Below are 21561 nucleotides of genomic sequence, written 5' to 3' on the forward strand. Positions count from 1 at the left end.
GTGAAGCATGAGCAAATTGTATCGAGAAGTTTGTTTCAAAATGGGTTCTCGATACACGTCTCCAATGGTCGTTGTACTCGAACTGATTAGAGGTTTTTAGGTTTGTATAATTTATGTTAAGTAGATTCTGTTGCATTACGTCACTTCGAATGATTTGTGAAGCACGAGCAAATTGTATCGAGAAGTAATTCAATAGCTATTAATTTCCGCTTTAAGCGAATTAAAAACATGTATAGCACTACTAACAGCAGCTTCCATTTTACCAGAAAACACAGGGCTGGTTTCTGCTCCAGCAATAAAAAGTTTGTTATCTAATAGCCTATTTTTAAACACTGGATGTCCATTATTTTGTTGTGGCATTAAAAAGTTGTTGTCAGTAGTCGTTGTATGTTTTTCGTCTTTCCATACACACTCTTCGTAACTTAGATAATCTACTGCTTGATCGCCATAATAACTTTGTAATTGCTCTAAAGCAAGTTGTTTACGTTCCTCTTTGCTTAAATCGCTTAAATTAGAGCTTATAAAACCGCTTAAAGCATAAACTGATTGCTCAGCATTAGAATGGTCGTAAAACTCTTGCAAAGGTCCTGAATTGGCATAAATAGTTCCGCTGCTTTGTAGATGTTTCCAAAAAGGGGTTTTATAAGTAAAACCAGCTCTGATTGAGTTATGCATCCAAGTATGCGTGTTGGCTAAAACGTTTGTAAAAACGTCAGGTAATTTAGGAGTTACGCTAATGTTTTGATTAAACAGAGCAGGAGGTAAAGTGGATATTACAAACTTAGATACATAGGTTTGATTGTTGGTTTGTACTTCTAGTAAATTAGCTTTAAGCTGAATTGAAAGAACGCTTGTCTCAGTAATAACACTTGTGTTTTTTAATTGATTTGCAAGCGTTTGAATTAAGGTTTGTGTTCCGTTTTTGATGCGATAACTCACCGAATCATTATTGGGTAAAGGCACCAGTTGAGGTTGTTTGTTTGGATCTGGTTGGTAAATAGCTGTGGATCCGTAAAATTGCTCAAAGACGTCAATATTAAGTGATTTAAGTAATTGTAAGACATTGGTTTGTTGTGGGACAAGCCATGTTGCGCCTAAATCTATTGGTGCCTGATTGATATTGCGTTTTGTAATAATACGTCCACCAATACGCGTATTAGCTTCTAAAATAGTTGTTTTAATTTTAAGGTCCTTAAGTAAAAAGGCTAGCGTCAAGCCAGTTAATCCTGCTCCAATAATAAGTACGTCAGTGTCTTGTTTAGTCATGTTTTAGCTAATGTAATTCCAAATGTTTTTATACTTACTCATTTGTCGGTAAGTTTCTAAAATAATTGCATTTTCTGGACTACTTAAACTTGGGTCTTTTGTTAAAAGGTCTTTTGCCCAATAACGCGCGTGTTGTAAAATGTCGTTATCTTTTACAATATCAGCGATGCGTAAATTTAAAATTCCGCTTTGTTGTGTACCCATAATATCTCCTGGTCCACGAAGTCTTAAATCCACTTCTGCAATCTCAAAACCATCATTTGTACTAGTCATGGTTTGGATGCGAGTTTTACTATTTTCGGACAATTTATGACTGGTCATTAATATGCAATAACTTTGCTCTGCACCACGTCCAACACGACCTCTTAATTGGTGTAATTGTGACAGTCCAAAACGCTCTGCACTTTCAATTATCATGACCGAAGCATTGGGTACATTTACCCCAACTTCTATAACTGTAGTTGCGACCATAATTTGTGTTTCTCCTTTAACAAAACGTTGCATTTCAAACTCCTTATCTGCAGGTTTCATTTTGCCATGAACGATGGAAATTTGATACTCTGGCATCGGGAAATCTCGCGTCAAACTTTCGTATCCATCCATCAAATCTTTGTAGTCCATTTGGGCGTTTTCTTGGATCAAAGGATAGACGATATAGACCTGTCTTTTTTTTGCAATTTCGTCACGAATAAAACGGAAAACTTTTAGGCGATTTGAGTCGTATCTATGGACTGTTTTTATGGGTTGTCTTCCAGGAGGTAATTCGTCAATTATAGAGATGTCTAAATCACCATAAACTGACATCGCTAAAGTCCTCGGAATAGGAGTTGCGGTCATGACCAAAACGTGAGGAGGAAGGGTGTTTTTTTCCAAAGCTTAGCACGTTGCTTAACTCCAAAACGATGTTGCTCGTCAATAATTGCTAGTCCTAAATTTTTAAATTTAACCTTGTCTTCCAAAACTGCATGTGTGCCAATTAGTATGTCTAATTCGCCATTTTCTAACATCTTATGTATTTCTCTTCGTTCTGAAGTTTTACTTGAACCTGTAAGTAGTTTAATACTGATTTCTAAATCATTACATAGTTCAATTAATCCATTATAGTGCTGTACTGACAAAATTTCAGTAGGTGCCATTAAGCAAGCTTGAAAACCGTTGTCAAGTGCCATTAACATTGACATTAAGGCGACAATAGTCTTTCCAGAGCCAACATCGCCTTGTAAAAGACGATTCATTTGGGCATTGCTACCTAAATCGGACCTAATTTCTTTAAGTACTCGTTTTTGTGCATTGGTTAATTCAAACGGTAAATGGTTTTTGAAAAACGTATTAAAGTGTGTTCCGACGGTTGTAAATGGAAACCCTTTTATTTTAGTTTTATGAATTAAATTTTTGAGAATTAATTGTAATTGTATGTAAAATAACTCTTCAAATTTTAGTCTAAATTCGGCTTTAGAAAGTGCGTTTTGATCCTTCGGAAAATGAACATTTAAAAGGGCTTCAGATTTAGAAATTAATTTGTTTTCTGAGAGCAGTTTTTCGGACAAAGTTTCAATAAATCTACCCTTGGTTTCAAGGAACAAATTTTGCATGATTTTTGTCATCACTCGATTGCTAATTCCTCGGTTTGCTAACTTCTCAGTTGAAGGATAAATAGCTTGCATTGCACTTCGTAAATTGGCTTCGTGTTCCGACAATAATTCTATGTCAGGATGAGGCATATTATACTTGTTTGCAAACAGGTTTGTTTTTCCAAAAATGACGTAAGTTGCATTTAATTTTAAACCTTCTTTAATCCATTTTTGACCTCTAAACCAAACCAATTCCATAGTGCCAGTTTCGTCCTTAAAAGTGGCTACTAATCGCTTGCCTCTTTTCTGGGCAATCTCTTCAAATTTTACAATTTTTCCAACAATTTGCACCTCTGCTGCATTTGGTAATAATTGGTTGATTTTGTAATATTTTGTACGATCTAAATATCTGTTTGGAAATAGATTTATTAAATCTTGATAGGTATAAATACCCAACTCCTTGCGCAACAAATCTGCACGATTTGGTCCTACGCCTTTTAGGTAATCTATTGGAGTTTGTAAGTTAGTACTCATAGACAACGAAATTAATCTATTTTGATTTAAAGTGAAAGTTAAATTGATTTGCTTTGTGTGTTACAGTTATTGCGTATCGTCGCTTCGAGTGATTTGTGAGGCACGAGCAAATTGTATCGAGAAGCGTTAAGAGTAGTGCTTGGTTCTCGATACACCTTTCCTGCGTCAAGGCACTCGAACTGACGTGGTGTTAATTGGTTTGCGAGTTTTATTGCGTATCGTCACTTCGAGTGATTTGTGAGGCACGAGCAAATTGTATCGAGAAGCACTAATATTAGCATGTGGTTCTCGATACGCTTCTCCTAAGGTCGAAGCACTCGAACTGACGAGTTGTTAATTGGTTTGCGAGTTTTATTGCGCATCGTCACTTCGAGTGATTTGTGAGGCACGAGCAAATTGTATCGAGAAGCATAAAGAGTAAGGTTTGGTTCTCGATACGCTTCTCCTAAGGTCGAAGCACTCGAACTGACGTGGTGTTAATTGGTTTGCGAGTTTTATTGCGTATCGTCACTTCAAGTGATTTGTAAGGCACGAGCAAATTGTATCGAGAAGCACTAATATTAGCATGTGGTTCTCGATACACTTCTCCTAAGGTCGAAGCACTCGAACTGACGTGGTGTTAATTGGTTTGCGAGTTTTATTGCGTATCGTCACTTCGAGTGATTTGTGAGGCACGAGCAAATTGTATCGAGAAGCTTCAAGAGTAAGGTTTGGTTCTCGATACACTTCTCCTAAGGTCGAAGCACTCGAACTGACGTAGTGTTAATTGGTTTGCGAGTTTTATTGCGTATCGTCACTTCGAGTGATTTGTGAGGCACGAGCAAATTGTATCGAGAAGCTTTAAGAGTAAGGTTTGGTTCTCGATACACTTCTCCTAAGGTCGAAGCACTCGAACTGACGAGTTGTGCTTAGTATTATGCTATTATTATCACGTATCGTCACTTCGAGTGATTTGTGAGGCACGATCAAATTGTATCGAGAAGCTTTAAGAGTAGATTGTGGTTCTCGATACACCTTTCCTGTGTCAAGACACTCGAATTGACGAGTTGTGCTTAATGTTGTGTGTATTTTACTACGTTTCGTCACTTCGAGTGATTTGTAAGGCACGAGCAAATTGTATCGAGAAGGGTTAAAACTAGGGTTTGGTTCTCGATACACTTCTCCTAAGGTCGAAGCACTCGAACTGACGTGTTATGCTTAGTTTTATGTCAATTTTATTATGTATCGAGTTATAAAAAGGAGAATGAATTTTGTTTTCCCTTTAAGTAAATCAAAAGAAAGAGGAGTTAACACATCACAAAAAATTGTATTTTGGTCTAATCCTTGTTTAAATCTATTTATGAGATATCTTTTAGTGCTATTTATTACGTTTTTATGTCTTTCCGCGAAAGCGCAACAAACTGAATTTATCGATTTTATATCTATAAAAGCTGAGGTCGGTTTTGAAAAAGACAATACGGTTAAAGGGAAAGCTAAGTATATTTATAAAGTCTTGAAGCCTTTTGATTCTTTATTTATTGATGCTGTAAATATGGAAATCATTAATTTTTATGATGATCATTATGATCTTGATTTTGAGTATATAGGAAAACAAATTGTATATAAACCAGCTTTTAAAGCTAATACGTATCACGAGTTAAATATCGAGTACACAGTAAAGCCTAAAAAAGCACTCTACTTTACAGAAAAAGAAGATTCAAATCAAATCTGGACGCAAGGTCAAGGTAAATATACCAGTCATTGGCTACCAAGTATTGATGATATGAATGATAAAATTGAATTTGATTTATCAATCACATATCATAAGGATTATCAGGTTATTGCTAACGGTTTGTTGGTTGAAAAAAAGTCAACGATTCAACTATTACTTGGCATTATGACATGCAAAAACCTATGTCAAGTTATCTTGTAGCATTAGCAATTGGAAAATATGATAAACGCGTTATCACATCTAAAAGCGGAATACCAATCGAACTATATTACTATCCTGAAGATTCGCTAAAAGTGGAACCTACCTACCGTTACACCAAACAAATGTTTGATTTTTTAGAAGACGAAATTGGTGTGTCTTATCCTTGGCAAAATTATAAACAAGTACCAGTTAAAGACTTTTTGTATTCTGGTATGGAAAATACTAGTTGTACCATTTTTAGTGATGACTTTATGATTGATGACATTAGTTTTGTGGATAAAAATTACGTTAATGTTAATGCACATGAGCTAGCACATCAATGGTTTGGAGATTTAGTAACTGAAACCTCTGGAACGCACCATTGGTTACAAGAGGGATTTGCGACGTATTACGCGTTATTAGCAGAGCGTGATGTGTTTGGAGATGATTATTACTATTGGCGACTTTATGAGTACGCAGAGGAGCTAATGGAGCAGCAAAAAGCAGGAGAAGGCACGATGTTATTGGATCCAAAATCTAGTAGCACGACGTTTTATAAAAAAGGTGCTTGGGTTTTACATATGTTACGTGAGCAAGTAGGTGATAAGGCATTTAAAAAAGCTGTTAAAAGTTATTTGAATACGTATGCTTTTAAAAATGTGGAGACTAAAAATTTTATTATTGAAGTTGAAAAAGCTTCGGGACAGGATTTGACAGACTTTGTTGATCTTTGGTTAAAGTCAAAGCTATTGCCATATGATGTTATGATTGAGGAATTAAAATCGGTTTCGGATGCTGTAAATGGATATTTGCAAATTGATTGTGAGGCGTATTCTTCTAAATGTTCGGACTATTTAACATCTTATTTATTTGATAACGCTAAGATTAAAGTGGTTAGTCAAATGCCAAATAAGATTCAGGCTAAGGATTTTGAAAATTCGGTTAAAGTAAGGCAAGCTATTGCACAACATGTTCGCAAAATTCCGTTGGCATTACAATCGGAATACGAATCTTTGTTACAAGATAAATCCTATACAACTATTGAAGCTGCACTGTATAACCTCTGGGCTAATTTTCCGCGAAAGCGAAACCTGTATTTAGACCAAACTAAAAAGGTTTACGGTTTTAATAATTATAATGTTAGAGTATTATGGTTAGCGCTAGCTATTGCGACTCCTGATTATGAACCTAATAATACTGAAGCTTTTTATAATGAATTAGTGCAATACACAGATTTGAAAAACAGTTTTACATTAAGGCAAAACGCATTTGATACTTTGGCTATTTTAGGTTTGTTTAATGAAAAAGCATTGGTTAATTTAATAGAGGCTTCAAAACATTATAATTGGAGATTTAAAAGTTTTGCTAAACAACTTTTAGAATTGTTATCTGAAAATGAAAAATATAAATCTATAATTAGTAATTTGCAGGATAACCAAAAACAATAATTTGAAAGCATTAGTTATATCTGGAGGAGGAAGTAAAGGTGCATTTGCAGGTGGCGTTGCGCAACATTTAATAGAGCAGGAAGGTAAAAAGTACGATATGTTTTTGGGTACGTCTACTGGAAGTTTGTTGATTCCGCATTTAGCGACCGGAAACATTGGAAAGCTTTATGATATTTACACGCATGTTAATCAGAATTCTATTTTTAGTATAAATCCATTTGTGATTAAGAAAAAAGGAGACAGAGAATATGTATCGATTAACTATTTTAATACTGCTTTACAATTTATAAAAAGAAAACGAACCTTTGGCGAAAGTAAAAACTTAAAAAAACATATCAAGGAGCATTTTACTAAAGCCGAATATGATATTATCAAAGCCACTAAAGAGGATGTGGTCGTTACGGTAACAAACCTATCTAAAAACAGAGTAGAATATAAGTCTATTAACGATTACAGCTACGAAGAGTTTTGCGAGTGGGTTTGGATATCCTGTAATTATATACCGTTTATGTCCTTGGCTATAAAAGATGGTTTTGAATATGCAGATGGTGGTTTAGGTTGTGTAATTCCAATAAGAGAAGCTATTTTGCGTGGTGCAACAGAAGTTGATGCTATTGTTTTAGAAAGTGAAAACTTAGAATACAATAAGGTGTTGGGTAAAAACCCGTTCTCGTTAATGATTAACTTGTTTGGTCACTTATTGGATCAAGTAGAAAAAGGAGATATTGCAATTGGAAAACTAGTTGCAAAACACAGAAATGTAAAGTTAAACTTATACTACACACCAACTAAGTTGACAGAAAACTCATTGATTTTTAATAAAAAATTAATGGAAGAGTGGTGGTTGCAAGGGTATTTATACGCACAAGGTAAATATGATAATCATGACGAATATAGCTCTACAGTGCCAATACCTTAAATAGTAAATTAATAATTAAGCATAAAAAAAGCCTTATCAATTGATAAGGCTTTTTTATATTTTAAAATTGGTTACCAGATTTCTCCAACTTCCTTTTTAATATAATGTAATCCAGCATTACTTGGTGCAGGCTTGTCAATCATTTCACTTAAAATGGTTTCTCTAAGCTTGCTTGCAGAGTCTATTTTATCACTCATTCCTGCTTTTCTTATTAATTGTATGGTTGCACTTTTTGATGCATTAACAATAGTCCAACAGTCATTGCTTAAATAGATTTGTTGTGATAGGTTATGTTCAAATTCTTGCTCGATGTTTTTTATCAATAAATCCTCGTAAGCTTGCTTGTCTGAAGATACAGGTGCCACACGTAACAAAAGTTTGTTTGGAGAGATACGTTCTAAAAACAGTGTGATACGCTCATAAGCCTGTAATCTTACAGGTAAAGACTCTTTACTTAAGGTTTTGACAATATTAAATTTACGACGCTCTTCTTCGTTTTGCATATGTTCTCTAAAAAACAGATAGGCAATTGCTCCTGTAATTATAGAAGGGACTGTATACATTAGTAAGTTTAAAAGCTGTTGTTCCATGGGATAAATTTTAGTTAAGTAACAAACTTAATATGTTTTAAATTATTGTACAAGTAAACTGATAATGTAATAGTAAGAAGTGCTACTTGTTTGTATGGCGTTTTAAGTAGAAATAAAAAAAAGAGGTTTCGATTGAAACCCCTTTAAAGCATTTTAAGCCTTTCCGCCTAGATAACGACAGTCTTTTAAGCTTTGTATTCCGTTAAACGGAACCACAGTTTTTTTGTAACCATATGTGCTGTCTAGCTCTTTAGATAAGTTGTGGTCATCCACATTAACTTCAATATCAGTCATTTTAAATTGGCATGGATGCTCATAACCAGCAGCATGTGTTATTTCGATAAATTCTTTTCTAAAGGTTTTAAAATATTGTGCTAGACGTTCTGATTTTAACGTTGGATCAATTCCGTTTTGCAGCCACTTATTTTGTGTTGCGACACCACTTGGACAGGTATTGGTATGACAAACTTGTGCTTGGATACAACCAATACTCATCATGGCTTCTCTAGCAACATTTATACAATCGGCTCCCATAGCAAATGCCATAGCAGCTTTAGCAGGAAAACCTAATTTACCACTACCAATAAATACAATACGCTCGCTTAATCCTTTACTTTGAAACAATTTATATAAATCTCCAAAACCATAAACCCAAGGTAAACTAACATGATCTGCAAAACTTGGTGGAGCAGCACCTGTGCCACCTTCGCCACCATCAACAGTAATAAAATCTGGACCTTTACCAGTTTTTACCATGATATCAGCTAATTCTTCCCATTGTTCTAATTTACCAATAGCAGCTTTAATACCAACAGGTAATCCAGTTTTGTCAGCAATAGCTTCTATAAAATCTACTAATTCTGGAACATTACTAAACGCTTTGTGGTTAGGAGGTGATAATACATCTTTACCAACTTCAACACCTCTGATTTCAGCAATTTGAGGTGTGATTTTTGCACCTGGTAAAACACCACCTTTTCCTGGTTTAGCACCTTGTGATAATTTTACTTCAATAGCTTTAATAAAAGGATTGTCTTCGACTAATTTTACCATTTTATCCATGGAGAATCCACCATCTGCAGCACGTACACCAAAGTATCCTGTTCCAAAATGAAACACAACGTCTCCACCATGACTGTGGTAAGGAGACAAACCACCTTCTCCAGTATTATGGTAAGCTCCAGCAATTTTTACACCTTTGTTTAAAGATTCAACCGCTTTCGCGGAAAGCGAGCCAAAACTCATCGCAGATACATTAATAACAGAACCTGGTCTAAAAGGTTTTTTACGTTTATTATATTCTCCCATAACTTTAGCACAAGGTAAAAACGACATGTCTGCTGCGTGTGGATGATTAGCTTCTACCTTATAAGGCATCATTGCGTTATTAATAAATATATGTTGATGTGCGTATATATCTCTATCTGTACCAAAACCTTCGTAGTTATTTTCTTTTTTTGCAGACGCATAAATCCAACCACGTTCAATACGATTAAAAGGAAGCTCCTCTCTGTTATTAGCTACAAGATATTGTCTTAATTCTGGTCCAATTTTTTCTAACATATACCTAAAATGTCCAACAATTGGAAAATTATGACTTATCGTATGTTTTTTTGAACAATGTCTCTAATAGCTATTATAACTAACACTATTATAATCCAAAGCCACCAAGAAATGTTTGAAATCAGGTTTGTTAATGTATCCATGTTTTAAAATCGGTTTTTTTCAAAAGTAACGAATATCTCTATTTTTAGTTACTATTTATCTTACAAATAAATCATAATATTTTTTTGATTTATGAGTAAACTTTGAAGTGTTTGTCTATTTAACTGATAGTTTAATCAATTAAGTTTTCTTAAAGATTTTTAAAAATTGAGGTACTTAAGATTGTTAGTTTTATCTTTATAGTATGAGCATAAAAAGAAAAAATTAGTAATTGGATTTGTTGTCTTTATAGGTTTGGCAACACTATCGCTAGTAATAGCAAATACTATAGCTAAAAATAAACTTAAAAACTATATCGTTAATTTACCAGAGCATATATCTTTATTGTATGACGATTTAGATGTTAGTCTTTTACAAGGTAATATTACTTTAAAATCCCCTTTGCTGACAGTTAAAGGAAAAACGACAAATCAAATCAATGCTCAGGTTAAGTTAAATAGTTTATCTATTAAAGATTTTAGTTATTGGCACTATTTATTTAATGACAATTTAAAGTTTGATCACTTAAATTTTGATACTCCAAAAGTAACTTATTACCACAACCCGTTGGCTGATACAGATCAAGGCAGTGAGTCTGTTTTTAAAAACATAAAAAAAGCAATTTATATTAAAAATCTTAGCGTTAATAAGGCTTCGGTTGAGGTTTTTAATGTCAAAAATGATTCCGTTTTATTAAGTACAAACAATCTTGATTTTACAATGTCGCAGATTATTGTTGATAATAATTTAGCGTCTTCAAAGCTTTTCGATTTTAAATCTAGCACTTTAAGCACTAATAATTTAAAATATCAGATAAGCAAATTTGAAAACTTAAGTGTTGATAAATTAAAAATAGATAATACTAGAATGACCTTATCTGGATTTAGTTTAAAAACAAAATATGATAAGGTGGCATTATCAAACGTGATCACTTCAGAGCGTGATCACTTTGAATTAGCTACTCCAGAAATACGTATTGATAATTATGATTTTAACTTTGATAATACCATATTATCGGGATTTAGTACAGATATAATCACCTTTACAAAACCTGATTTTACAATTTACAGAGATAAGTTAGTTGCGGACGACTTAACACAAAAAGACCTATATAGTAAAATGTTGAGGTCGCTTAATATTAAATTAGATATTAAACATATAAATATTGTGGAAGGTAAAATTGTTTACCAAGAAAAAGTTAATCAAGATAAAACAGCAGGTCAGCTTACTTTTAGTGACTTTAATGCAAGCTTAGACCACGTAAGTAATACCAAATTAAATCCTAAAAAAACAGAAATTAAAATAGATTGTAACTTTATGCAAAGCACACCACTTAAGGTGGATTGGTCGTTTGATGTTAATGATCCTAATGATGGCTTTGTTTTTAAAGCAAATTTAGGAGACTTACAAGCAGACCATTTAAACCAATTTATGCAACCTAATTTAAATTTAAAATTAGAAGGTAATTTAATACAAACACTGTTTACAATAGATGGAAATGCTATAACGTCTAATGTGGATTTAAAAACAAAGTACACTAATTTTGATATTATTTTACTTAAAGAAAACGGTAACGAAAAAAATAAAATACTATCCAAAATAATAAACATTTTTGTTTCAAAGGATAGCAAAGACGCTAAAGATAACTTTAGAAACAGCAATACTAAAACAGTGGAACGCGACAATACTAAGTCAATATTTAATTATGTCTGGAAAAATGCTCAAGCAGGTTTAATCTCTGCTATGGCAGGTGACGGTAAAAAAGATGATTGATTGTTTATAATTAATAACAAATCTTTAGAGTAAAAACAGAGGGTTTGGTTAATTTTGCTTTTTTAAAAAAGAATAAAAATTGGAGAAATATTTAAGTCAGTTAAACGAAGCACAATACGCGCCAACAGTTCAAAAAGAAGGACCTATGATAATTATCGCAGGTGCAGGTTCTGGAAAAACACGTGTGCTAACCTATAGAATAGCCTATTTAATGAATCAAGGTGTAGACTCTTTCAACATCTTGGCACTAACCTTTACAAACAAAGCAGCTAAAGAAATGAAAGGCAGAATTGCCGAAATTGTAGGTGCAAGTGAGGCTAAAAACTTGTGGATGGGAACCTTTCACTCGGTTTTTGCAAAAATATTACGTTTTGAAGGTCACCATTTAGGTTATCCAAGTAATTTTACTATTTATGATACTCAAGATTCTCAAAAATTAATGGGTAGTATAATTAGAGAAATGGGTTTAGACAAAGACTTGTATAAAACCAAGCAGGTTTACAGCAGAATTTCTTCTTACAAAAATAGTTTAATTACAGTCAAGGCATATTTTAATAACCCAGAATTAATGGAAGCTGATGCTATGGCTAGGCGTCCAAAAATGGGAGAAATCTATCAAGCTTATGTGGAGCGTTGCTTTAAAGCAGGAGCAATGGATTTTGATGATTTACTACTTCGTACTAACGAGCTGTTAACGCGTTTTCCTTCAGTTTTAGCGCAATATCAAGATAAGTTTAGATATATATTAGTGGATGAGTACCAAGATACAAACCACAGTCAGTATTTAATTGTACGTGCTTTAGCAGATCGTTTTCAAAACATTTGTGTGGTAGGTGATGATGCGCAAAGTATTTACGCCTTTAGAGGAGCAAACATTAGTAACATCTTAAATTTCCAAAAGGATTATGAAGATGTAAAAATGTACCGATTAGAACAAAATTACCGTTCTACAAAAAATATAGTTGGAGCAGCAAACTCTGTAATAGAGCATAACCAAACTAAATTAGATAAAATAGTTTGGACTGCAAATGTGGATGGACCTAAAGTGCAAGTGCATCGCAGTTTGACAGATGGTGACGAAGGTCGTTTTGTGGCTAGTGCCATTTGGGAGACTAAAATGACAGACCATGTGCCAAATAGTGATTTTGCGATTTTATATCGTACCAATTCACAATCACGTGCAATGGAGGAAGCTTTGCGTAAAAGAAGTATTCCGTATCGTATATATGGTGGTTTGTCTTTTTATCAAAGAAAAGAAATTAAAGATGTTACAGCATATTTACGTTTAATTTTAAATCCATCTGATGAAGAAGCCTTAAAACGTGTTATTAATTATCCTGCACGTGGTATTGGTCAAACAACCATAGATAGATTAATGGTTGCAGCTAATGAGTCTGGTAAAACTATTTTTGGACTATTAGAAAACATTGATAGTACAGATATAAATATAAATGGTGGTACAAAAAATAAGCTAAAAGACTTTGTCACGCTTATTAAAAGCTATCAGGTAATGAATCAAACAGCCAATGCTTTTGATTTAGCAGAGTACGTAACTAAAACTAGTGGTTTAATAAAAGAGTTTAATAAAGACAATACTCCAGAAGGTGTCACGCGTTTAGAGAATGTCGAAGAATTATTAAATGGTATAAAGGATTTTGTCGAAGGACAAATGGAAATTGCAGACTCTAAAGATGATTTAGCCGAGTTTTTAGAAGATATCGCATTAGCAACCGATCTTGATGGAGATAAAGGAGATCCGGATCATGTAGCGTTAATGACTATTCACTCTTCAAAAGGATTAGAGTTTAGTAATGTCTTTATCGTTGGTTTGGAAGAAGACTTGTTTCCAAGTGCAATGAGTATGAATACAAGAAGCGAGCTTGAAGAAGAGCGTCGTTTATTCTATGTAGCTTTAACCAGAGCAGAGAAAAAAGCATATCTAACCTATGCGTTATCGCGTTATCGTTGGGGAAAATTAGTAGACTCAGAACCAAGTAGATTTATTGAAGAAATTGACGATCAATTTTTAGACATTATAACACCAATAGAAGAGCGTCGCATTAACCCAATGCTGTCTGCAGATATCTTTGGCGATACACCACCTAATAAAGTAAGATTTAAAAAACCAATACAACCTAAATTGAAGAAGAAAGACAAATCTAAGCCAGTAAATTTTGAAATTAGTGCTCCTAAAAAACTTAAAAAGGCTTCAGAAGTTAAGCCTTCAGCAGAAGCAAATCTGTTTGATGGAGATTTAGCAGTAGGTAATCGCGTTAAACATTTAAAATTTGGTAGAGGTGATGTTTTAAGTATCGAAGGTAAAGGTGGAGATGTTAAAGCTGAAATTGATTTTGAATTTGGAGGAAAGAAAAAGCTTTTACTGCGGTTTGCAAAATTAGAGCTTATAGGATAATATTTAAAAAAATTGTTATGGCAGACTTTATCAGAATTTATGAAGAAAATCCAAATCCAAAGGAAATTAAAAAGGTAGTAAACATCCTTAAAAAAGGAGGTCTTATTATTTATCCCACAGATACGGTATATGGTTTAGGCTGCGATATTACTAACTCAAAAGCTTTAGAGCGTATCGCTAGGATTAAAGGTGTAAAGTTAGAAAAAGCTAATTTTTCTTTTATATGCCATGACCTTAGTAATTTATCAGATTATGTAAAGCAAATTGATAGTACAACTTTTAAAATATTAAAACGTGCTTTGCCAGGACCATACACTTTTATTTTACCAGGATCCAAAACGTTGCCAGCAGCTTTTAAAAAGAAAAAAGAGGTAGGTATAAGAGTGCCAAATAACGCTATTGCATTAGAGATTGTTAAGGCGTTGGGTAATCCAATTGTGTCCACATCAATCAGAGATGATGACACTATTTTAGAGTATACCACAGATCCTGAATTGATTTTAGAAAAATGGGATAACCTAGTAGATTTAGTTATTGATGGTGGTTATGGAGGTAATCAAGGATCAACAATTATTGATTTGTCAGGTGAACAACCTGAAATAATAAGAGAAGGAAAAGGTAGTATTGAGATTTTTTAGAGCATGTTTTAAATAAATCATACTATTAATCCTATTAATACTATCGATTTTCAAACTCATGATTTTTAAACAATAAGATTTTAAACAAAAAAAGCCCAACCGAAAGGTTGGGCTTTTATATTCTAATAAAAAGAATTAGTTCTCTTTAGATAAACTTTTCATTTCAGTTTCAATCATTTCATAAAACTGATCAATCTTAGGTAAGATGTAAATCTTAGTTCTTCTGTTAATTGCTCTGTTTTCTGCAGTATCATTTGATACTAAAGGTAAATGATCACCACGTCCAGCTGCAATTAATTGTTGAGGTTTAACACCTAAGTCTTGTAAAGCTCTAACAATAGCTGTACTACGCTTAACACTTAAGTCCCAGTTGTCAACTAATACACCACCTTTGTTGTAAGGTACGTTATCTGTATGACCTTCTACCATTGCTTCAAAGTTTGGCTTACCATTAATTACTGTTGCTACTTTTCCTAAGATTTCATTAGCTCTAGTTGTAATGTTATAGCTTCCACTCTTAAATAATAACTTGTCCGATAAAGAGATAAAAACAACGCTTTTTTCAACATTGATTTCGATGTCTGGATCGTTTAATCCAACTTCTTTCTTTAAGCTAGTTACTAAAGCTAGTGTTACACTATCTTTTTTAGTTAAAGCATCTTGTAATCTTGTAATTCTTAAGTCTTTTTCTTTTAAGCTTTCTAAAGATTTTTCAACGTTTTTAGCACCTTGAGCGGTTAACATTGTCATATCTTTTGTGCTTTCAATCAATGCAAGATTATTTGCTTTCATGTCTGCTAAACGAGCTTGTAATTCTGCTAAACGTGCTGCAGATGCTGCTTCGTCAGCTAAACAAGAGTTAAGTTTAACAGTTGCTGTGTTCAATAAATCCTGTGTTTCTTTTTGTTTTGCTTCTAATGCAGCAAATTCTTTTTTAGACACACAAGAGCTTAATAATAGTAGTGCACCTGCACTAAATAAAAGGATTTTTTTCATAATTTTTAAATGATAAATTAAATTTATACACACCAAAAGTATAAATAATTAAAATGTTAAAATACGCTTTAACAAAACTTTTGCTAAAACTAAAAGCAAATAAGGTTTAAAACTGACGGTTAAAATTTAATATATTAATTAAAATATTTAATCAGTTAATAATCAGCGATTTGTTAAGATAAGTAAAGCGTAAATAAAATATCGTTTAGTTTTTAATTATTCTTTTTTTTAATCAAAACTTACTTGATAAAGGTTTTTTTATTTAAAACAAAATAGTTGTAAACTATTGATTTTGTCTGGTAATAGCCAGTTTTTTGCGAGATTGCTTTTCGCTTTTTTAATAGCTTAGGTAAATGTTTGTAAAAAGATACATGTGCTTTTAAAATTGCTATTAAATGTTTAGGCTTAAATTCTATTAAAAATTTTAAGGCAGCAATACCATCAAGTACTAATCTTACAAAAATTAATGATGCAATATTTCCTTTGGCGTTTTTAGTTAAAGTAAACAAACTGTTTCTAAAATTTAGATAGGTTTTTTTGGACTACCTGCGTTTAAGGTTGCTCCACCAACGTGATACACAGTACTATTATTTATGTATTTGGTTAAATAACCCTTGTTAAACGCTCTCCAACACAAATCAATTTCTTCCATATGGGCAAAATAGGATTCGTCAAATCCTTGCAAAGCCTTAAATGTAGATTGTCTAATAAATAAACAAGCACCTGATGCCCAAAAAATGGTTTCGTTTTGGTATTGATTGGTATCAACTTCAATTGTATTAAAAATACGACCTCTACAATATGGATAGCCATATTTATCTATAAAACCTCCAGCAGCTCCAGCGTATTCATACTTTTCTTTGCTTTTGTAATCTAAAATTTTAGGTTGTATAATCGCTGTTTCAGGTTGCTCTTTAAATGTTTTTAAAATAGGGACTAACCAATTAGGCGTAACTTCAATATCGCTATTTAATAAGCAATAAATTTCTTCTTTAACAAAGGGTAAAGCATCATTATAACCTTTTACATAGCCTCCATTTTCTGAGTTTTGAATAATAATAACCTCAGGATAGTTTGTTTTAATAAATGTTACAGAGTCATCAGTTGACGCATTATCAGCCACATAAATGGTTGCATCTTTAGAGTATGTAATAACAGATGGTAAAAATTGCTCAAGCAATGCGCTTCCATTCCAGTTTAATATAACGACTGCTATTTTCAAATTTTTTAAAGGCGTTTTGGTTTTTTTATTTATGTTTTGGACTAAACAAAAACTAGTGTTCTTGATAATCTGGTATGTCTTTTAAAAAGTGATACTGTTCTGCTTTAAAATCCATACTGCAATAATAGTGATTAATACCATTTGTTACCATCAAATAGGTTGCATTTAATGCTAAGTTATAACGTGCTATTTGGTCAAAAGTGTTTTGTTTGATTTCTATTTTAGGCGCTTTACATTCTACAATTAAATGTATGCTTCCGTCAGTATTAAAAATAACAATGTCATAACGCTTTTTTAAATCGTTGACTTTTAGTTCTTTTTCGACATTAATCAAAGAGATTGGATATTTTTTAACTTCCATTAAGTAATGTACACAATGTTGTCTTACCCATTCTTCAGGTTGTAAGACCATAAATCTTTTACGTATAACATCAAAAATAGATACTTTATTTTCGTTATTTTTGAATCGAAACACAAACTTTGGAAAGTTTAACTCTTGCATTTAATGGTATTCGGTTTTTTTCAAAGTTAAACTTCAAAAGTCAAAAACCAAATTTTTAAATTTTTTTCCTTTGGACGAAGTCAAACAGTTAGTTACTGATATAAAAAATAAGCAGCTTAAACCTATCTATTTATTAATGGGTGAGGAGGCTTATTACATTGATAAAATCTCAGATTACATCGAAAAAACCGTTTTAACGGAAGAGGAGCGTGGCTTTAACCAAATGGTATTGTATGGTCGTGATATTAGCGTGGACGATATTGTAAGTAATGCTAAGCGTTACCCTATGATGGCAGATCGTCAAGTGGTGATTGTTAAAGAAGCTCAAGATTTATCTAGGACAATTGATCAATTAGCAGATTATGCCAAAAACCCACAACCTACAACGGTTTTAGTTATTTGTTATAAATACAAATCTGTAGACAAACGTAAAGCGGTTTACAAAGCTATTAAAAAGTCAGGTCAAGTTTTTGAAAGTAAAAAGCTTTACGAAAACCAAGTGCCAGATTGGATTAGTCGTGTGTTGTCACCAAAAGGCTATTCTATAACTCCAAAAGCATCACAAATGTTAGTGGAGTTTTTAGGTACAGATTTGAGTAAATTAAGTAATGAGTTAAATAAACTACAAATAGTCTTACCAAGAGACACACAGATTACTCCTGATCATATCGAAGAAAATATAGGTATTAGTAAAGACTATAATAACTTTGAGTTACGTAAAGCTATTGGTGCAAAAAATACTGCTCAGGCTTTTAAAATTGTCCATTATTTTGCAGAAAACCCAAAGGATAATCCAATGGTCTTAACTGTATCTTTATTGTTTAGCTTTTTTTCTCAATTATTGCATTTACATGGAATGTCTGATAAAAACCCACGAAGTGTAGCCTCTGCATTGCGAGTTAACCCATATTTTGTAAACGAATATATAGAGGCTTCACGCAATTATCCTATGCGAAAAGTTAGTCAAGTTATTGCTATTTTGCGTGAGTTTGATGGTAAAAGTAAAGGTGTAGACAGTAATGCTGTGCCACAAGGTGATTTGCTTAAAGAGATGTTAGTTAAGATTATGTACTAACATTTATTTAGAACTTTAAAAAAACATCATGAAACCATATTATATAATAGCAATAATACTTTTAAGCTTTTCTTGTAAAACTGCACAAACACTTCCAGATCCATTAGAAGCAGGTTGGGAAGGACATAAAGTGTGCAAAGTATTACAAGACACAAAAAAACAGCGCATATTAAAATGTACGTTTCCACCTAATGTTGGTCATGAGAAGCATTATCATAAACCACATTTTGGTTATACTTTAGCAGGAAGCACTTTTCAAATAACAGATGCTACAGGTACACGTACTATTCTTGTAAAAACAGGAGTGACTTGGTCTAAATCTGAAATTAGCGAGCATCAAGTACTAAATGTTGGCGATAGTACTGCAGTATATTTAATTATAGAACCCAAATAGTTAATTTTTTTAACGAAGCTAAATGGGTTTTAACACTTCCATATTATTATTTAACACTTGATATTAAATCGAAGTTAAACAGGTTTTGTAATTCGTCTAACGCTAGTAATTATAGTACTTTAGAGGTAAATCGAATTATTAATAACAAAAACCAAAAAATAAAATGGAAAACTTAGATAGAAAGAAAGTTGCAATTTTAGCAACCAATGGATTTGAAGAAAGTGAATTAAAAGAACCAATGAATGCTTTAAAAGAAGCAGGAGCAGATGTACATATCGTCTCTGAAAAATCAGGTCAAATAAAAGGTTGGGCAGACGGAAACTGGAGTAACAGTTATGATGTAGATAAAACCTTAGATCAAGTATCTCAAGACGATTATAATGCGCTAGTATTACCAGGAGGAGTCATTAATCCCGATACTTTAAGAAGAAATGAAGATGCAATTAGATTTATTAAATCGTTTTTTGCTAATAAAAAACCAGTAGCAGCTATTTGTCATGCACCTTGGTTATTGGCTGAAGCAGGTGTATTGCAAGGACGTAAAGTAACATCATTTAGCTCTATTAAAAGAGATTTAGTAAATGCAGGAGCCATGTGGGAAGATAGCGAAGTTGTGGTAGATGAGGGATTAGTCACAAGTCGTAATCCAAACGATTTGCCAGCTTTTAATAAAAAATTAATTGAAGAAGTTTACGAGGGTAAACATAATATGCAAACTGCATAAATTATTTATAGATTGAATATAAAAGCCAACCTTTAAGGTTGGCTTTTTTTTATGTTTTAATCTTAAACTACATATCTTCTAATTCAGTAGTATAATCGTATTGTAAATCTTCATGTAATGCTAATATTTTTTTAGTAATCGCCTCAATGTTTCGGTCATACAGATTAGTTAAGGTTGTGTTTCTAGAAATAGACGGTTTCATTGTTTTTAACTTTTTGCAAAAGTACAGCAGTAATTCAACTTCAGTTTCTTTATTAAGCGAGTATCTAATATATTTTTTTGTGTTTCGTAAAATCTTTCTAACACTCTTTTTAATATAAAAAAAGCTATCTGTATTTATTAGCTCAAATTGTTCGTCAATTTCAGCTTTGACGGTTTCAATATAACCAGCTTCACTATCTGCTTCAAATAATAAATAGGTAAGCAGCTCTTTGTTTTCTTTTTTAAAACGTGATAATCTTAAACATAGTTCTGCCAATTCTTCGTTGGTTTTATGTTTTAACTCTTTTCGGATTGTAACAACAGATACAGCTTTCATTTAAATTTTATAGTGTTTTTTTATAGTGCGTTTGACTACATATAGACGTACAATACCTATTACTAAAATAATAGGAGCTATTGCTATTAATATGATACCATACGTTTTTAAATCTGCCAGTAAATCTAATTTAAGTATGGTAATTCCTGTACCTAAAATAACTAAAAAAGTTCTAAAATAAGCCAAAAAAGTACGTTCGTTAGCTAATTTGGTACGCTCAATAGCTAGCCAATCGCGTGTTGTTAAATCGGTTTGTTCTATCATAATTTTTAAATAGATTTTAAAGGTATAAAAAAAGGAGTCATTTATTCTAGCTAATGCCTATTGTCTGCATAATTACATTTATATATTTTATTTTTTGCAATTTAACGACCTGTTAATAATACTTTAAGTCTGGTTTAACACTGTTTAGTCATTGATATTTTATCTTTAAGTAAACCAAAAAAAGAAATTGATATGCCATTTATTACAAACAAAAACACAGCAGAAACCGTAGATATTTTTTATGAAGATTATGGAAACGGACAACCGGTAATTTTAATTCATGGTTGGCCATTAAGTAGAAAATCATGGGAACATCAAGTGTGGAAAATCGTAGAATCAGGTTATAGATGTATTTCCTACGATAGGAGAGGCTTCGGAATAAGTAGTACACCTTGGAATGGATACGACTATTCTGCATTAGCTAGCGATTTAGAACAAATTATTGCTCAGTTAGATCTTGAAGATGTGATTGTTGTAGGATTTTCAATGGGAGGAGGAGAAGTTGTAAGATATTGTACAGATTTTGGCACAGATAAAATTGCTAAAGCAGCTTTAATAAGTAGTATTATACCTTTAGTTAAGCAAAAACAGGATAATCCAGATGGTGTCCCTGAAAAGGATTTGCAAGGTATTCAAGATGCTTTAGAAGAAGACAGAGTAGGCTTTTTAAAAGAATTTTCTAAAGGGTTTTATAATTTTGAAGACAATAAAGACAAGGTTAGTCAGGCACAATTAGACTATGATTTTGTTGTAGCTTCACACGCTTCGCCTAGAGCCACAATCGAAACTGCAAAAGCATGGATGCATACAGATTTTAGAGATGAATTAAAAAATGTAAATGTGCCAACTTTAATTGTGCATGGTGATAGTGATAATACTGTCCCAATTAAAACGTCTTCTAATCAGGCAGCAAAAGGTATTACAGATAATGTGTTTAAAGTCATTAAAGGTGCACCTCATGGTTTAAATATTACCCATAAGGACCAATTAAATACTATTTTAATTGACTTTCTAAAATCGTAAATGGTAACTAATATATAAGTAAAAAGCTCATCTAATTTATAGATGAGCTTTTTTGTATAGTATATAGTGTTTGACC

Annotated in this window: 16 protein-coding genes and 3 pseudogenes; 10 read left to right on the forward strand and 9 right to left on the reverse strand. The window is 32.7% G+C overall.

Annotation, left to right across the window (positions count from 1 at the left end; all coding sequences use genetic code 11):
* Nucleotides 1-189: 189 nt before the first annotated feature.
* The gene (locus AC0L3M_RS01960; protein ID WP_473431637.1) at nucleotides 190-1266 is read right to left on the reverse strand and encodes a flavin monoamine oxidase family protein; all 1077 of its coding nucleotides are present in this window, start codon (nucleotides 1264-1266) and stop codon (nucleotides 190-192) included.
* Between the two features lie 3 nt (nucleotides 1267-1269).
* Nucleotides 1270-3371, reverse strand: a pseudogene (recG, locus tag AC0L3M_RS01965) (ATP-dependent DNA helicase RecG).
* A gap of 1339 nt (nucleotides 3372-4710) precedes the next feature.
* Here recG and AC0L3M_RS01970 point away from each other — a divergent pair.
* From AC0L3M_RS01970 to AC0L3M_RS01980, 3 genes are read left to right on the forward strand one after another with little or no spacing between them, the layout of a single operon-like run.
* Nucleotides 4711-5283, forward strand: a complete 573-nt coding sequence (locus AC0L3M_RS01970; protein WP_473431638.1) for a gluzincin family metallopeptidase — start codon at nucleotides 4711-4713, stop codon at nucleotides 5281-5283.
* The gene (locus tag AC0L3M_RS01975; RefSeq protein ID WP_473431639.1) at nucleotides 5265-6710 is read left to right on the forward strand and encodes a M1 family aminopeptidase; all 1446 of its coding nucleotides are present in this window, start codon (nucleotides 5265-5267) and stop codon (nucleotides 6708-6710) included. Before AC0L3M_RS01970 ends, AC0L3M_RS01975 begins: the two co-directional genes overlap by 19 nt.
* Before the next feature lies 1 nt (nucleotide 6711).
* Nucleotides 6712-7629: a patatin-like phospholipase family protein gene (locus AC0L3M_RS01980; RefSeq protein WP_473431640.1), complete on the forward strand. Its 918-nt coding sequence runs from the start codon at nucleotides 6712-6714 to the stop codon at nucleotides 7627-7629.
* A gap of 71 nt (nucleotides 7630-7700) precedes the next feature.
* On the opposite strand, the gene AC0L3M_RS01985 is transcribed toward AC0L3M_RS01980, so the two are convergent.
* Nucleotides 7701-8219 (reverse strand): DUF7935 family protein, encoded by a 519-nt coding sequence (locus AC0L3M_RS01985; RefSeq protein WP_145001225.1) that lies wholly within the window; start codon nucleotides 8217-8219, stop codon nucleotides 7701-7703.
* 153 nt (nucleotides 8220-8372) lie between these two features.
* A pseudogene (locus AC0L3M_RS01990) lies at nucleotides 8373-9925 on the reverse strand (FMN-binding glutamate synthase family protein).
* 253 nt (nucleotides 9926-10178) lie between these two features.
* Between AC0L3M_RS01990 and AC0L3M_RS01995 the strand changes: the two are divergent.
* From AC0L3M_RS01995 to AC0L3M_RS02005, 3 genes are all read left to right on the forward strand, one after another.
* The gene (locus tag AC0L3M_RS01995) at nucleotides 10179-11696 is read left to right on the forward strand and encodes a hypothetical protein (RefSeq protein ID WP_473431641.1); all 1518 of its coding nucleotides are present in this window, start codon (nucleotides 10179-10181) and stop codon (nucleotides 11694-11696) included.
* Nucleotides 11697-11775: 79 nt separating this feature from the next.
* Nucleotides 11776-14109: an ATP-dependent helicase gene (locus tag AC0L3M_RS02000; protein ID WP_473431642.1), complete on the forward strand. Its 2334-nt coding sequence runs from the start codon at nucleotides 11776-11778 to the stop codon at nucleotides 14107-14109.
* A gap of 17 nt (nucleotides 14110-14126) precedes the next feature.
* Nucleotides 14127-14747 (forward strand): L-threonylcarbamoyladenylate synthase, encoded by a 621-nt coding sequence (locus AC0L3M_RS02005; RefSeq protein WP_145001233.1) that lies wholly within the window; start codon nucleotides 14127-14129, stop codon nucleotides 14745-14747.
* 135 nt (nucleotides 14748-14882) lie between these two features.
* On the opposite strand, the gene AC0L3M_RS02010 is transcribed toward AC0L3M_RS02005, so the two are convergent.
* From AC0L3M_RS02010 to AC0L3M_RS02020, 3 genes and pseudogenes are all read right to left on the reverse strand, one after another.
* Nucleotides 14883-15743 (reverse strand): OmpA/MotB family protein, encoded by an 861-nt coding sequence (locus tag AC0L3M_RS02010; protein WP_145001234.1) that lies wholly within the window; start codon nucleotides 15741-15743, stop codon nucleotides 14883-14885.
* Nucleotides 15744-15982: 239 nt separating this feature from the next.
* Nucleotides 15983-16965: pseudogene (locus tag AC0L3M_RS02015) on the reverse strand (glycosyltransferase family 2 protein).
* 52 nt (nucleotides 16966-17017) lie between these two features.
* Nucleotides 17018-17467, reverse strand: coding sequence for a type I restriction enzyme HsdR N-terminal domain-containing protein (locus tag AC0L3M_RS02020; RefSeq protein ID WP_473431643.1), 450 nt, complete (start codon nucleotides 17465-17467; stop codon nucleotides 17018-17020).
* Nucleotides 17468-17537: 70 nt separating this feature from the next.
* Here AC0L3M_RS02020 and holA point away from each other — a divergent pair, with 70 nt between their 5' ends.
* The 3 genes from holA (at nucleotide 17538) to AC0L3M_RS02035 (ending at nucleotide 19660) form a co-directional block, all read left to right on the forward strand.
* Nucleotides 17538-18542 (forward strand): DNA polymerase III subunit delta, encoded by a 1005-nt coding sequence (gene holA / locus AC0L3M_RS02025; protein WP_145001239.1) that lies wholly within the window; start codon nucleotides 17538-17540, stop codon nucleotides 18540-18542.
* Between the two features lie 28 nt (nucleotides 18543-18570).
* On the forward strand, nucleotides 18571-18936 hold the full coding sequence (locus tag AC0L3M_RS02030; protein WP_473431644.1) for a cupin domain-containing protein: 366 nt from the start codon (nucleotides 18571-18573) through the stop codon (nucleotides 18934-18936).
* A gap of 163 nt (nucleotides 18937-19099) precedes the next feature.
* The gene (locus tag AC0L3M_RS02035; protein ID WP_473431645.1) at nucleotides 19100-19660 is read left to right on the forward strand and encodes a type 1 glutamine amidotransferase domain-containing protein; all 561 of its coding nucleotides are present in this window, start codon (nucleotides 19100-19102) and stop codon (nucleotides 19658-19660) included.
* Between the two features lie 67 nt (nucleotides 19661-19727).
* Here AC0L3M_RS02035 and AC0L3M_RS02040 read toward each other — a convergent pair whose 3' ends face one another.
* Together AC0L3M_RS02040 and AC0L3M_RS02045 are read right to left on the reverse strand one after the other, a co-directional pair.
* Nucleotides 19728-20198 carry a hypothetical protein gene (locus AC0L3M_RS02040; protein WP_145001245.1) on the reverse strand — a complete coding sequence of 157 codons (471 nt, stop codon included), beginning with the start codon at nucleotides 20196-20198 and terminating at the stop codon, nucleotides 19728-19730.
* Nucleotides 20199-20462 carry a DUF202 domain-containing protein gene (locus AC0L3M_RS02045; protein WP_473431646.1) on the reverse strand — a complete coding sequence of 88 codons (264 nt, stop codon included), beginning with the start codon at nucleotides 20460-20462 and terminating at the stop codon, nucleotides 20199-20201.
* A 192-nt stretch (nucleotides 20463-20654) separates the two neighbouring features.
* Here AC0L3M_RS02045 and AC0L3M_RS02050 point away from each other — a divergent pair, with 192 nt between their 5' ends.
* Nucleotides 20655-21485 (forward strand): alpha/beta fold hydrolase, encoded by an 831-nt coding sequence (locus AC0L3M_RS02050; protein ID WP_473431647.1) that lies wholly within the window; start codon nucleotides 20655-20657, stop codon nucleotides 21483-21485.
* The last annotated feature ends 76 nt before the right edge of the window (nucleotides 21486-21561 follow it).

This window comes from Olleya sp. KJ81-1, from assembly GCF_055808135.1.

Coding starts and splice junctions, on each gene's coding strand:
- AC0L3M_RS01960 (WP_473431637.1), bottom strand. CDS start 1,266: ATGACTAAACAAGACACTGACGTACTTATTATTGGAGCAGGATTAACT.
- AC0L3M_RS01970 (WP_473431638.1), top strand. CDS start 4,711: ATGAGATATCTTTTAGTGCTATTTATTACGTTTTTATGTCTTTCCGCG.
- AC0L3M_RS01975 (WP_473431639.1), top strand. CDS start 5,265: ATGTCAAGTTATCTTGTAGCATTAGCAATTGGAAAATATGATAAACGC.
- AC0L3M_RS01985 (WP_145001225.1), bottom strand. CDS start 8,219: ATGGAACAACAGCTTTTAAACTTACTAATGTATACAGTCCCTTCTATA.
- AC0L3M_RS02005 (WP_145001233.1), top strand. CDS start 14,127: ATGGCAGACTTTATCAGAATTTATGAAGAAAATCCAAATCCAAAGGAA.
- AC0L3M_RS02010 (WP_145001234.1), bottom strand. CDS start 15,743: ATGAAAAAAATCCTTTTATTTAGTGCAGGTGCACTACTATTATTAAGC.
- AC0L3M_RS02020 (WP_473431643.1), bottom strand. CDS start 17,467: ATGCAAGAGTTAAACTTTCCAAAGTTTGTGTTTCGATTCAAAAATAAC.
- AC0L3M_RS02030 (WP_473431644.1), top strand. CDS start 18,571: ATGAAACCATATTATATAATAGCAATAATACTTTTAAGCTTTTCTTGT.
- AC0L3M_RS02035 (WP_473431645.1), top strand. CDS start 19,100: ATGGAAAACTTAGATAGAAAGAAAGTTGCAATTTTAGCAACCAATGGA.
- AC0L3M_RS02040 (WP_145001245.1), bottom strand. CDS start 20,198: ATGAAAGCTGTATCTGTTGTTACAATCCGAAAAGAGTTAAAACATAAA.
- AC0L3M_RS02045 (WP_473431646.1), bottom strand. CDS start 20,462: ATGATAGAACAAACCGATTTAACAACACGCGATTGGCTAGCTATTGAG.
- AC0L3M_RS02050 (WP_473431647.1), top strand. CDS start 20,655: ATGCCATTTATTACAAACAAAAACACAGCAGAAACCGTAGATATTTTT.